The sequence below is a fragment of the Pseudomonas sp. BJa5 genome (genome assembly GCF_030272875.2).
Classification (GTDB): Bacteria; Pseudomonadota; Gammaproteobacteria; order Pseudomonadales; family Pseudomonadaceae; genus Aquipseudomonas.
The window spans coordinates 35,510-47,950 of the sequence record NZ_JALRNG020000023.1; the positions used below are offsets into that span (position 1 = coordinate 35,510).

Sequence of the window (12,441 nt, forward strand, 5' to 3'; positions counted from 1 at the left end):
CCGACTTGAGTCGAAGGCACCATCCATCAAGGCTGTTGTGCCCTCAGCGAACATCCAACCAAGCTCCACAATTGAGCTTGTATAGTTATTTCCGTACGCGGGCTCCAGCCACCGGCATACTACGGCTGGACTCAGCCCGCAGATTTCACGGAACCCAATATGCCGACGTCACTGTGTAGGTAGCCATCGCGCCTGTCGTCACATCGAAGGCGTAAATATCAACCTTCCCAAAAGCATCGTCTTGGTTCCGGCTCGTATAACCAAACGCTTCGGTTAGGATGAACTTGCCCGATCCATCCGCAGTCCGCGAGCGGACAGTCTGCGCTCGGTTCGGTATGCCATTGAAGGTGATGACCACAGACCCACCAGGCGTGAATCCGCGTCCGCGAACGGTCGTGTCGTTGCCTGTCTGGTTGCGTTTGACGTCGACAACGATACCAAAGTCCCGCGTTGGACGCGCTGGTGGCGCATTGTAGTCAAACTTAATCCAAGGCCCCGACGAGCCCCAGTGGTCCTTCCCCTCATTTGCGTGGTGGGACATGTGGGAAACGTACCAGAACACAATATCAGTCTGGTCAACGCTTTCCCCATTGTCGAAGCGCAAACCGCCCGTGTCAAACTGCCAATCCCAACTCCCAAAGGGCGACTTTTCGTATCGCCAAGGATGGAGTTCCTCTTCTTGGTTGTAGCGCCTCACGCCCATGTCGATCCGCGAAAAGGTATCGGCGACACCATCGTTGTCACCCGGGATTATCCACGCGCCCTGGTTGGTCTGCTCGTTGCGCACGAACCAGGCTGTGTTTGCCCGCGGATCAGAGTTCTTTGCATCGTTCGTTTCACGTGTATAGAAGCGCCAGGCGCCAAAATTTCGCACAAACACCCGATGATTATCCGCCCCATCAATATCGAAGTCCAAGCGCCAATAAGGATGATGCCAATGATCCATATTAATGGTGAGCCCTTTACTCCAGATGCGCGGCGCGATCCACCCATCCTCACTCAGATGCCAACACTGGTAGAGGTGATAAGCCCCGATGCGTGCGTACACGCTTATTTCTAGCCACTGAACTCCGTCCATTATGTAGTACAAGAGCCCTACATATTGGTCATTCCGGTTGCTTATTTTCTGCAACCCATAATTGCCGCCGAGCTTCCAGCGAATTCTGTCCGCATAGGGGCCCGCGCCTTTGCCGACTGCCCGTCGCCAATCTAATGCACCACCATTGACGAGGTAGCGCACCCGGATCACTGGCATGCTGAACTTTCCGATTGCCGAGCGACCGCGATAGAAACCATTCAAAAGGGAGAGCCCCTCGAACCCACTGACATCGTAATCGAAGTCCCAGGAGCCCCAGTGGACGTGGCCGGATTTGGTGTTAGGCACGGCCTACCTCCTCAGAGGATCCGTCCTCTAGTCGAACCAGTGCAGGCTCCTCCCGGATTACGAGCACACGGCGATTAATGATGTCCACCGCGGCGCCAAAACAAGCTGCTATCTCATCTTCATGCTCCCCAGCCTCAACAAAGGTGACCCACAGGACGCGAAGGCCATGACATGGATCTTCGGCATCAAAGGTATTCAAGAGCGCCACTCCCTCAAGATCCCTTACGCGATGGCTCAGTCGCGGATCAGCCCGTGCGATTGCGACCGCATCCACTACCTCTTCGATCGCCTCCGGGGGTTGGAACGCGGGAACTGCCAATGCGTCATGGACGTGCATCCCCCCCATTTCGACCTCGACGGCCACATTATTGGTATGACTGAAAAAGACGAGGCGTGTAGCCAGGGGCTGCCGTAAATCACGGTCTCGTCCCTTGCATGAGGTAAGCGTGTCGGTATGGATGTGGACAAAGCAATCACCCAACAGGTTCCGGACTTGCCGGTCCTCGAGTGCTGCCCGCTTTACTTCCGCTTCAAAGGCACCGTTTAAGGAGCCAGAGATTGGGGTTGCCTCGAGGTAATGTACTTCGCTTTGGCCAACCGGCCGGGGTGGCCACCCCTCGCCGCTCCCAGTGAAGTGAAGCCGGGGCGGTTTAGGAACCTCGCAAGGCAATAGGTCGTGCTCGTCATGAACGGGCTGCGTCAATTCAATTACCAATTTTTCTTCTGTCCGGCACGGATCCATAGTAAATGTCTCCTCAATGAGGCTATGGCTCACCCAACGTGAGAGAACAGCACGAAAAATTCACTCCAAGGTGATACCAAGCTTGAGAACACTGTCCTAGTCATAGGTAGCAATCCCTAGATTGCAAAGGCTAGACCGTTGTCATGAGCTCATTGAAATGAATTGCCATTAACTAAATAGCCAATCAATTAAATGGCTATCCGCTGCACTTTCACGGCTGGGTGATGGCGACTTGTCGAATACCCCAACCAGACCGTGAGCTTGCAAGGTGTCTAGAGAATCCGGGGCGATTCATTCCAAGGCAAGATCGCCCGACAGCATCGGAATGAGTGATGCTGCCTTGTCTCGTAAGACGCGGAGTGCTCCCACATCACTGATGTGATGTGGGGACGAACATATTCCATGAAACACAATGGCCCGTCTTAGTGCCGCTGGGTCATCGTTAGGGATTGATGACGCATCACCAAGATGCCTGCCTTCACACTTTCGCCACATCACATCCAGAGTATGCCCGTAGCGCGAAAACGACTTTCCACAAAAGGGGCAATGGTCCAAAAGAACGGTGTTGTGCTTGTGACAGACCTTCACGTGGGGGGAGCAGAAGCGTCTCCAGTACGAAAACCCGAGGCTCTCAAGATCTTCTCTCACGCAGTCAGGGCAGTATGAAGCGTCCCAATTACATAAGCGGAAATCCTCAGAAGCATACTGATTTTCAGAATAAGAAAAGTCTTGGGCATTTTTAATGACGTAGATAGCCGCCAGCATGGTGTGCTGGTGAATCAGACGATTGAAGCCGTAACAACCTGGCCATCCAAACGCCGAAGCGATCGCTTGGACCTCTGCTTTCCAAAATGCAGGACGTTTTGCCAGCTCTTTGAAAACCGCGACACCAGGCGCATACCAGCTGAGGAAGAGGTTCCGCCTTACATAAGAAGTGAGCGATTCGTCGGGTTGTATTTTCAAGAGCATGGGAGATGGGTCGGGATGTGTACCCGTCGAGCAATCGGGGGAGGCGGCGATCTGTCGCGGAAGGGAGCCGACGGGTAGCTCCCTTCACGCTGCGACAGTTTTTATTAGCTAGCGACAGTTTTAATTCTCTAAAACCAAATCTGGGCGTTACAACAGCAACCGTTACTCGACAGTTACCGATTTCGCCAGGTTACGCGGCTGGTCGACGTCGGTGCCCTTGAGCACGGCCACGTAGTACGACAGCAGTTGCAGCGGGATGGTGTAGAGGATCGGCGCCAGGGCATCGATGATGTGGGGCACGGCAATCACATGCGTGCCTTCGCCGTTGCTCATGCCGGCGGCCTGGTCGGCGAAGACGATCAGTTGGCCGCCACGGGCGCGCACTTCCTGCAGGTTGGACTTGAGCTTCTCCAGCAGTTCGTTGTTCGGCGCCACGGTGACCACCGGCATGTCGTTGTCGACCAGGGCCAGCGGGCCATGCTTGAGCTCGCCGGCCGGGTAGGCCTCGGCGTGAATGTAGGAGATTTCCTTGAGCTTGAGCGCGCCTTCCATCGCCACCGGGAACTGGGCGCCACGGCCGAGGAACAGGGTGTGGTGCTTGTCGGCGAACAGCTCTGCGGTTTTCTCGACGGTCGCGTCCATGGCCAGGGCTTCGCCCAGGCGGGTCGGCAGGCGACGCAGTTCTTCGACCAGCTCGGCTTCGACACCGGCTTCCAGGGTGCCGCGTACCTGGCCCAGGGACAGGGTCAGGAGCATCAGCGAGACCAGCTGGGTGGTAAAGGCCTTGGTCGAGGCTACGCCGATTTCCGGGCCGGCCTGGGTCAGCAGGGTCAGGTCAGACTCACGTACCAGCGAGCTGATACCGACGTTGCAGATCGCCAGGCTGCCGAGGAAGCCCAGTTCCTTGGCGTTGCGCAGAGCGGCCAGGGTGTCGGCGGTTTCACCGGACTGGGAGATCGAGACGAACAGGGTGTCCGGCTGCACCACCACCTTGCGGTAGCGGAACTCGCTGGCCACTTCGACCTGGCACGGAATGCCGGCCAGGCCTTCGAGCCAGTAACGGGCAACCATACCGGCGTGGTAGCTGGTGCCGCAGGCGACGATCTGCACATTGCGCACTTTGGCGAACAGCTCGGCGGCTTGCGGACCGAAGGCCTGGACCATGACGTGGTCCTTGCCCAGGCGGCCTTCCAGGGTGCGTTGCACCACGGTTGGCTGCTCGTGGATTTCCTTGAGCATGAAGTGGCGGTATTCGCCCTTGTCGGCCGCTTCGGCACCTTCGTGGTACTGCACGGTTTCACGCTGGACCTTGGTACCGGCGACGTCCCAGATGGTCACCTGCTCGCGACGGATCTCGGCGATGTCGCCTTCTTCCAGGTACATGAAACGGTCGGTGACCTGGCGCAGGGCCAGTTGGTCCGAAGCCAGGAAATTTTCCCCCAGGCCCAGGCCGATCACCAGCGGGCTGCCACTGCGGGCGGCCAGCAGACGGTCCGGCTGCTTGGCGCTGATCACGGCCAGGCCATAGGCACCGTGCAGTTGCTTGACCGCAGCCTTGAGGGCGTCGGCCAGGTCCGGCAGGGTCTTGAGGGTGTGGTGCAGCAGGTGGACGATGACTTCGGTGTCGGTCTCGGAGCTGAAGACGTAGCCCAGGCCCTTGAGGTGCTCACGCAGTTCTTCGTGGTTTTCGATGATGCCGTTGTGCACCACGGCCAGGTCATGGCCCGAGAAGTGCGGGTGGGCATTGTGCTCGCTCGGCGCACCGTGGGTGGCCCAGCGGGTGTGGGCGATGCCCAGGAAGCCGGTCAGTGGTTCGGCGGCGACGGCCGCTTCCAGCTCGCTGACCTTGCCGATGCGGCGGCGGCGTTCAAGTGCGCCCTGCTGGGTGAAGACCGCCAGGCCTGCGCTGTCATAGCCGCGGTATTCCAGGCGCTTGAGGCCTTCGATCAGGATGGCAGTGATATTACGTTCGGCGACGGCACCAACGATTCCACACATTTAGACATGCTCCTTGGAGAGAGCGGCGCAAATCACATGGACGCCGCGGGCTTCAATTTGTTCGCGCGCCTCAACGGGCAAGCGCTCATCGGTAATCAGGGTGTTGACGCTGCCCCAGGGCAGCTCAAGGTTGGGAATCTTGCGTCCGACCTTGTCGGACTCGACCATCACGATCACTTCACGGGCCACTTCGGCCATGACCCGGCTCAGACCGAGCAACTCATTGAAAGTTGTGGTGCCCCGCTCCAGGTCGATGCCATCGGCACCGATGAACAGCTGGTCGAAATCGTAGGAGCGCAGGACCTGCTCGGCGACCTGGCCCTGGAAGGACTCGGAATGCGGGTCCCAGGTACCGCCGGTCATCAACAGCACCGGCTCGTGCTCCAGTTCGCTCAGGGCACGGGCGACATTCAGCGAGTTGGTCATCACCACCAGGCCTGGCTGATGGCCCAGTTCCGGGATCATGGCCGCGGTGGTGCTGCCACTGTCGATGATGATACGCGCGTGTTCACGGATACGACCCACCGCGGCCCTGGCGATCGCCTGCTTATAAAGAGAAACCGGCTGGCCCTGGTCGGCGATCAGCTCCTGGGGCATGGTCACCGCGCCACCGTAGCGGCGCAGCAGCAGGCCATTGGCTTCCAGGGCGGCAAGATCCTTGCGGATGGTCACTTCCGACGTTTCGAAACGCTTGGCCAGGGCATCGACGCTCACCTCACCCTGCTCATTGAGCAAAGCCAGGATGTTGTGGCGACGTTGCGGGGTGTTTCGTTTCGACATTTGGCAATTAAGTTTCGTTTCGAAAGATAATGATGCCAATCAAAACCTAAAGCACTGGATGCGTCAAGCTGATCCGATGAAATTCCTATGTGTATAACTTGATCCACAGGACCGGCTTATCCACAGAAGGAAAAAGGGCCGACTTATACACCGTACAGTCGGCCCCGCTTCATGGCTGTGGGTAACTTCAGCCCTTCTTGATCTTCTCTGGACGCTTCCAGCCGTCGATGTTGCGCTGGCGTGCACGACCCACAGCCAGTTGGCCGGCTTCGACCGTCTGGGTAATGGTCGAACCGGCCGCCGTGGTGGCGCCCGCAAGGATATCCACAGGGGCGACCAGCGAGTTGTTGGAGCCGATGAACACGTCCTCGCCGAGGGTGGTCTTGAACTTGTTCGCGCCATCATAGTTGCAGGTGATGGTGCCGGCGCCGATATTGGTGCGCGCACCGATCTCGGCATCGCCCAGGTAGGCCAGGTGGCCGGCCTTGGCGCCTTCGCCCAGGTGGGCATTCTTCAGTTCGACGAAGTTACCCACATGGGCACGGGCGTCCAGCACGCTGCCCGGACGCAGGCGGGCAAAAGGACCTGCATCGCTGCCCTCGCCCATGACGGCGCCTTCCAGGTGGCTGTTGGCCTTGACCACCACCCCTTTGCGCAGGGTGCTGTTCTTGATCACGCAGTTCGGGCCGATCACTACGTCATCTTCAATGATCACGCGGCCTTCGAGGATCACGTTGATATCGATGAGCACATCACGACCAACGGTCACTTCACCACGCACATCGAAACGCGCCGGGTCACGCAGGGTCACCCCCTGGGCCATCAGGCGGCGGCCTTCGCGCAACTGGTAGTGACGCTCAAGTTCCGCCAGTTGGCGACGGTCGTTGGCGCCCTGCACTTCCATCGGGTCGTGCGGCTGCTCGGTGGCAACCACCAGGCCATCGGCAACGGCCATGGCGATCACGTCGGTCAGGTAGTACTCGCCCTGGGCGTTGTTGTTCGACAGACGGCCCAGCCACTCGGCCAGGCGTGCACCCGGCACCGCGAGAATGCCGGTGTTGCCTTCCTTGATGGCTTTCTGCGCGTCGCTGGCATCCTTGTGCTCGACGATCGCCGCCACCTGGCCCTGGGCATCACGCACGATGCGGCCATAGCCGGTCGGGTCATCGAGGGTGACGGTCAGCAGGCCCAGTTGCTCCGGGGTGACCTTGGCCAGCAGGCGCTTGAGGGTGTCGACCTCGATCAGCGGCACATCGCCGTAGAGGATCAGCACGGTATCGGCGCTCAGTGCCGGCAGGGCTTGCGCGACCGCATGACCGGTACCCAGTTGCTTGTCCTGCAGGACGAAGTTCAGGTCGTCGGCGGCCAGACGCTCACGAACCAGCTCGGCGCCGTGCCCGATCACCACATGAATGCCTTGTGGCTCGAGCGCCCGAGCGCTGTGGATAACATGGCCCAGCATGGAGTCGCCGGCGACCGGGTGCAGAACCTTGGGCAGCGCCGAACGCATGCGGGTGCCTTGGCCTGCGGCGAGAATAACGATATCGAGAGACATTGACGGGCTACCAATCCTGGGTGGTCAGCGCTGTGACCAAAAGAGGAAAATCAGAAAAAGAAAAAGGGTAGCCGAGGCTACCCTTTAACTCAATCACGCCTGAAGCAATCGGCTCGAAGGCCAAATTACTTCCTGCGCATTTGCTGGACGGTGCGCAGCTGGGCTGCGGCTTCGGCCAGACGTGAAGCAGCGGCGCCGTAGTCAAAGTCCGCGCCTTTGGTATTCAGGGCGTTCTCGGCAGCCTTGAGGGCTTCCTTAGCCTGAGCTTCATCCAGGTCAGCAGCACGTTGCACGGTATCGGCAAGCACCTTGACCATGTTCGGCTGAACCTCGAGGAAACCACCGGAGATGTAGAACACCTCCTGGGCGCCACCCTGCTTGGTCAGCGTGATCGGACCTGGCTTCAGATTAGTGATCAGCGGCGCGTGGCCTGGAGCGATACCAAGATCACCCAGGTTACCGTGCGCAACCACCATCTCGACCAGACCGGAGAAAATTTCTCCTTCCGCGCTGACGATATCGCAATGGACTGTCATAGCCATTTGCTTGCCTCAACCTGATTAGCGCCCCTTGCGGGGCGCCGGGATTACAGTTTCTTGGCTTTCTCGATTGCTTCCTCGATGCTGCCGACCATGTAGAACGCTTGTTCTGGCAGGTGGTCGTAGTCACCTTTGAGGATGCCGCTGAAGCCAGCAATGGTGTCTTTCAGGGAAACGTATTTGCCTGGAGAACCAGTGAAGACTTCTGCCACGAAGAACGGCTGGGACAGGAAGCGCTGGATCTTACGAGCACGGGCTACCAGTTGCTTGTCGGACTCGGACAGTTCGTCCATACCCAGAATAGCAATGATGTCCTTCAGCTCTTTGTAGCGCTGCAGTACGAACTGAACGCCACGAGCGGTCTCGTAGTGCTCGTTGCCGATAACCAGTGGGTCCAGCTGGCGCGAAGTCGAGTCCAGTGGGTCGACCGCTGGGTAGATACCCAGGGAGGCGATGTCACGGGACAGTACGACGGTGGCGTCCAGGTGGGCGAAGGTGGTCGCTGGCGACGGGTCGGTCAGGTCGTCCGCAGGTACGTATACGGCCTGGATCGAGGTGATCGAACCTTCCTTGGTCGAAGTGATGCGCTCTTGCAGAACGCCCATCTCTTCAGCCAGGGTCGGCTGGTAACCTACTGCCGAAGGCATACGGCCCAGCAGTGCGGATACTTCGGTACCGGCCAGGGTGTAACGGTAGATGTTGTCGACGAACAGCAGAACGTCGTTACCTTCGTCACGGAACTTCTCGGCCATGGTCAGGCCGGTCAGCGCTACGCGCAGACGGTTTCCTGGTGGCTCGTTCATCTGACCGTAGACCAGTGCTACTTTGTCGAGAACGTTGGAGTCCTTCATCTCGTGGTAGAAGTCGTTACCCTCACGAGTACGCTCACCCACACCGGCGAACACGGAGTAACCGCTGTGCTCGATGGCGATGTTACGGATCAGTTCCATCATGTTTACGGTCTTGCCTACACCGGCACCACCGAACAGACCAACCTTACCACCCTTGGCGAACGGGCAAACCAGGTCGATAACCTTGATGCCGGTTTCCAGCAGGTCGTTGCCGCCTGCCTGGTCAGCGAAGGACGGCGCATCACGGTGGATGCCCCAGCGCTCTTCTTCACCAATCGGGCCAGCTTCGTCGATCGGGTTGCCGAGGACGTCCATGATCCGGCCCAGGGTCGCTTTACCGACCGGTACGGAGATGGCTGCGCCGGTGTCGACAACGTCGAGACCGCGCTTCAGGCCTTCGGTGGAGCCCATCGCAATAGTACGAACCACGCCGTCGCCCAGCTGCTGCTGAACTTCCAGGGTGGTTTCCGCGCCTTGTACTTTCAGCGCGTTGTAAACATTCGGCACCACGTCGCGTGGGAATTCCACGTCGATGACGGCGCCGATGATTTGAACGATACGTCCGCTACTCATAGCTGGATCCTCTGAATATTTGAACCGTTAAACCGCGGCAGCGCCGCCGACGATTTCCGAGATCTCTTGGGTGATCGCTGCCTGACGCGCCTTGTTGTAGATCAACTGAAGCTCTTTGATCAGGTCGCCGGCGTTATCGGTGGCGTTCTTCATTGCGATCATCCGGGCAGCTTGTTCAGCTGCGTTGTTCTCGACCACCGCCTGGTAGACCTGCGACTCCACGTAACGCACCATCAGGCCGTCCAGCAGCTCTTTGGCGTCAGGTTCGTAGAGGTAGTCCCAGTGGTGCTTGAGTTCTTGATCCGGGGTTGCAACCAACGGAATCAACTGCTCGACCGTTGGCGTTTGCGTCATGGTATTGATGAACTTGTTCGATACCACGGACAGGCGATCGATACGGCCATCCAGGTAAGCGTCCAGCATCACCTTGACGCTGCCGATCAGATCGTTGATCGACGGCTCTTCGCCCAGGTGGCTGATTGCAGCTACGACGTTACCGCCGAAGTTGCGGAAGAATGCCGCACCTTTGCTGCCGATCACGCACAGGTCGATCTCGATGCCTTGCTCGCGGGTTACCGCCATGTCCTTGACCAGGGCCTTGAACAGGTTGGTGTTCAAGCCGCCGCACAGACCACGGTCACTGCTCACCACGACATAACCGGCGCGCTTTACAGGGCGGTCGATCATGAACGGGTGGCGGTATTCCGGGTTGGCGTTGGCCAGATGACCAATCACCTGGCGGATGCGCTCCGCGTAAGGACGGCTAGCAGCCATGCGCATTTGTGCCTTGCGCATCTTGCTGACCGCCACTTTTTCCATGGCGCTGGTAATTTTTTGCGTGCTTTTGATGCTCGCAATCTTACTGCGAATCTCTTTTGCGCCTGCCATGTAACACCTATCAGGTTAGCAAGCGGGGGCTGCAAAGCCCCCGCTGCGGCTTACCAGGTTTGGGTGGCCTTGAACTTCTCGATACCGGCTTTGATGCCAGCGTCGATTTCGTCGTTGAAGTCACCCTTCACGTTGATCTTCGCCATCAGGTCGGCGTGATCACGGTTGAAGTAAGCAATCAGCGCTTGCTCGAAGCTGCCGATCTTGGCGATTTCAACGTCGGTCAGGAACCCACGCTCAGCGGCATACAGCGACAGCGCCATGTCAGCGATGGACATTGGAGCGTATTGCTTCTGCTTCATCAGCTCGGTAACACGTTGGCCGTGCTCGAGTTGCTTACGGGTGGCTTCGTCCAGGTCAGAAGCGAACTGGGCGAATGCAGCCAGTTCACGGTACTGAGCCAGAGCGGTACGGATACCACCGGAGAGCTTCTTGATGATCTTGGTCTGAGCGGCACCACCCACACGGGATACCGAAACACCGGCGTTAACTGCAGGGCGGATGCCCGAGTTGAACATGGCCGATTCCAGGAAGATCTGACCGTCGGTGATGGAAATCACGTTGGTCGGAACGAACGCGGAAACGTCGCCAGCCTGGGTTTCGATGATCGGCAGTGCGGTCAGGGAACCGGTCTTGCCAGTTACAGCACCGTTGGTGAACTTCTCGACGTACTCTTCGGAAACGCGCGATGCACGCTCCAGCAGACGGGAGTGGAGATAGAACACGTCACCTGGGTACGCTTCACGTCCTGGTGGACGGCGCAGCAGCAGGGAGATCTGACGGTAGGCAACGGCCTGCTTGGACAGGTCATCGTATACGATCAGCGCGTCTTCACCGCGGTCACGGAAGAACTCGCCCATGGTGCAACCGGCGTATGGCGCCAGGAATTGCAGTGCGGCGGATTCCGAAGCACTGGCAACGACCACGATGGTGTTGGCCAGGGCGCCGTTTTCTTCCAGCTTGCGAACGATGTTGGCAACGGTGGAACGCTTCTGGCCGACAGCAACATAAACACAGAAAATACCGGAGTCTTTCTGGTTGATGATGGCGTCGATCGCCATGGCGGTCTTACCGATCTGACGGTCACCGATGATCAGCTCGCGCTGGCCACGGCCAACCGGGATCATGGCGTCGACGGATTTGTAGCCAGTCTGTACAGGCTGGTCTACCGACTTACGCCAGATCACGCCTGGAGCAACTTTCTCGACCGCGTCGGTCTGAGTGTTGCCCAGTGGGCCTTTGCCGTCGATTGGGTTGCCCAGTGCGTCGACAACGCGACCCAGCAGTTCCTTACCAACCGGAACTTCGAGGATGCGGCCGGTGCACTTGGCGCTCATGCCTTCGGCGAGGGTGTCGTATGCGCCCAGTACTACCGCACCAACGGAGTCTTGCTCCAGGTTGAGGGCCATACCGTACACGCCACCTGGAAACTCGATCATTTCGCCGTACATGACGTCGGCCAGACCGTGAATCCGCACGATACCGTCAGAAACGCTGACGACGGTACCTTCGTTGCGGGCTTGAGAGGCTACATCGAGGTTCTCGATGCGGCCCTTGATGATTTCACTAATTTCGGAAGGATTGAGTTGCTGCATTGCTCTGCTGCCCCTTCAAACTCAAGATTTCAATGCTTCGGCCAGTTTCGCGAGTTTGCCGCGAACCGAGCCATCGATTACCAGGTCGCCGGCGCGGATCACGACACCACCGATCAGGGTGGCATCCTCCGTCGCATGCAGGCGCACTTCCCGGCTGAGCCGTGCACTGAGAACCTTGGCGAGTTTGTCTTGCTGTTCTTGGTTCAACGCAAAAGCACTGGTGACTTCCACGTCCACGGATTTCTCTTGTTCGGCCTTGAACAGCTCGAACAAAGCCGAAATCTCCGGCAACAGCAGGAGACGGTCGTTTTCCGCGGCAACATGAATGAAATTCTGTGCCTGTGCATCGAACTTGTCACCGCACACGTCAATAAACGCGGCGGCCTTTTCTGCGCTCGTCAGTCGCGGGGCCTTGAGCAGGCGCTGCATGGTGCCGTCTTGCGACACCGCAGCAGCCAGGCCGAGCATGGCTGACCAATTGGCCAGTTGCTGATGGGCCTGGGCATGCTCAAAGGCAGCCTTAGCGTAAGGTCGGGCCAACGTGGTCAGTTCTGCCATGATCGCCCT

11 protein-coding genes are annotated in these 12,441 nt (G+C 58.7%); 1 reads left to right on the forward strand and 10 read right to left on the reverse strand.

The genetic code is table 11. The features are described 5' to 3' along the window. Positions 1-145: 145 nt before the first annotated feature. Positions 146-1,384, reverse strand: coding sequence for a hypothetical protein (locus M2D63_RS14570; protein ID WP_285863634.1), 1,239 nt, complete (start codon positions 1,382-1,384; stop codon positions 146-148). Positions 1,385-1,550: 166 nt separating this feature from the next. Here M2D63_RS14570 and M2D63_RS14575 point away from each other — a divergent pair, with 166 nt between their 5' ends. Then, entirely contained in the window at positions 1,551-1,799 is a 249-nt protein-coding gene (locus M2D63_RS14575) for a hypothetical protein (RefSeq protein ID WP_285863635.1), read from the forward strand. Between the two features lie 618 nt (positions 1,800-2,417). Here M2D63_RS14575 and M2D63_RS14580 read toward each other — a convergent pair. From M2D63_RS14580 to M2D63_RS14620, 9 genes are all read right to left on the reverse strand, one after another. Then, positions 2,418-3,095: a TniQ family protein gene (locus M2D63_RS14580; RefSeq protein ID WP_285863636.1), complete on the reverse strand. Its 678-nt coding sequence runs from the start codon at positions 3,093-3,095 to the stop codon at positions 2,418-2,420. Positions 3,096-3,257: 162 nt separating this feature from the next. After that, positions 3,258-5,093 (reverse strand): glutamine--fructose-6-phosphate transaminase (isomerizing), encoded by a 1,836-nt coding sequence (gene glmS, locus M2D63_RS14585; protein ID WP_285863637.1) that lies wholly within the window; start codon positions 5,091-5,093, stop codon positions 3,258-3,260. Continuing rightward, entirely contained in the window at positions 5,094-5,873 is a 780-nt protein-coding gene (locus M2D63_RS14590; RefSeq protein ID WP_285863638.1) for a DeoR/GlpR family DNA-binding transcription regulator, read from the reverse strand. Positions 5,874-6,060: 187 nt separating this feature from the next. Then, on the reverse strand, positions 6,061-7,428 hold the full coding sequence (gene glmU / locus M2D63_RS14595; RefSeq protein ID WP_285863639.1) for a bifunctional UDP-N-acetylglucosamine diphosphorylase/glucosamine-1-phosphate N-acetyltransferase GlmU: 1,368 nt from the start codon (positions 7,426-7,428) through the stop codon (positions 6,061-6,063). Positions 7,429-7,553: 125 nt separating this feature from the next. Then, positions 7,554-7,970, reverse strand: a complete 417-nt coding sequence (locus M2D63_RS14600) for a F0F1 ATP synthase subunit epsilon (RefSeq protein ID WP_285863640.1) — start codon at positions 7,968-7,970, stop codon at positions 7,554-7,556. A gap of 44 nt (positions 7,971-8,014) precedes the next feature. Beyond that, positions 8,015-9,391, reverse strand: coding sequence for a F0F1 ATP synthase subunit beta (atpD, locus tag M2D63_RS14605; RefSeq protein ID WP_285863641.1), 1,377 nt, complete (start codon positions 9,389-9,391; stop codon positions 8,015-8,017). A gap of 27 nt (positions 9,392-9,418) precedes the next feature. Then, complete coding sequence (atpG, locus tag M2D63_RS14610) at positions 9,419-10,279, reverse strand: F0F1 ATP synthase subunit gamma (RefSeq protein WP_285863642.1); 861 nt, start codon at positions 10,277-10,279, stop codon at positions 9,419-9,421. A gap of 50 nt (positions 10,280-10,329) precedes the next feature. Then, positions 10,330-11,874, reverse strand: a complete 1,545-nt coding sequence (atpA, locus tag M2D63_RS14615) for a F0F1 ATP synthase subunit alpha (RefSeq protein WP_285863643.1) — start codon at positions 11,872-11,874, stop codon at positions 10,330-10,332. Between the two features lie 21 nt (positions 11,875-11,895). Further along, positions 11,896-12,432: a F0F1 ATP synthase subunit delta gene (locus tag M2D63_RS14620; RefSeq protein WP_285863644.1), complete on the reverse strand. Its 537-nt coding sequence runs from the start codon at positions 12,430-12,432 to the stop codon at positions 11,896-11,898. Between the last annotated feature and the right edge of the window lie 9 nt (positions 12,433-12,441).

Excerpts from the sequence above, each read along its gene's own strand:
- M2D63_RS14575 (WP_285863635.1), top strand. The coding sequence starts at position 1,551 with ATGACATGGATCTTCGGCATCAAAGGTATTCAAGAGCGCCACTCCCTC.
- M2D63_RS14580 (WP_285863636.1), bottom strand. The coding sequence starts at position 3,095 with ATGCTCTTGAAAATACAACCCGACGAATCGCTCACTTCTTATGTAAGG.
- glmS (WP_285863637.1), bottom strand. The coding sequence starts at position 5,093 with ATGTGTGGAATCGTTGGTGCCGTCGCCGAACGTAATATCACTGCCATC.
- M2D63_RS14590 (WP_285863638.1), bottom strand. The coding sequence starts at position 5,873 with ATGTCGAAACGAAACACCCCGCAACGTCGCCACAACATCCTGGCTTTG.
- glmU (WP_285863639.1), bottom strand. The coding sequence starts at position 7,428 with ATGTCTCTCGATATCGTTATTCTCGCCGCAGGCCAAGGCACCCGCATG.
- M2D63_RS14600 (WP_285863640.1), bottom strand. The coding sequence starts at position 7,970 with ATGGCTATGACAGTCCATTGCGATATCGTCAGCGCGGAAGGAGAAATT.
- atpD (WP_285863641.1), bottom strand. The coding sequence starts at position 9,391 with ATGAGTAGCGGACGTATCGTTCAAATCATCGGCGCCGTCATCGACGTG.
- atpG (WP_285863642.1), bottom strand. The coding sequence starts at position 10,279 with ATGGCAGGCGCAAAAGAGATTCGCAGTAAGATTGCGAGCATCAAAAGC.
- atpA (WP_285863643.1), bottom strand. The coding sequence starts at position 11,874 with ATGCAGCAACTCAATCCTTCCGAAATTAGTGAAATCATCAAGGGCCGC.
- M2D63_RS14620 (WP_285863644.1), bottom strand. The coding sequence starts at position 12,432 with ATGGCAGAACTGACCACGTTGGCCCGACCTTACGCTAAGGCTGCCTTT.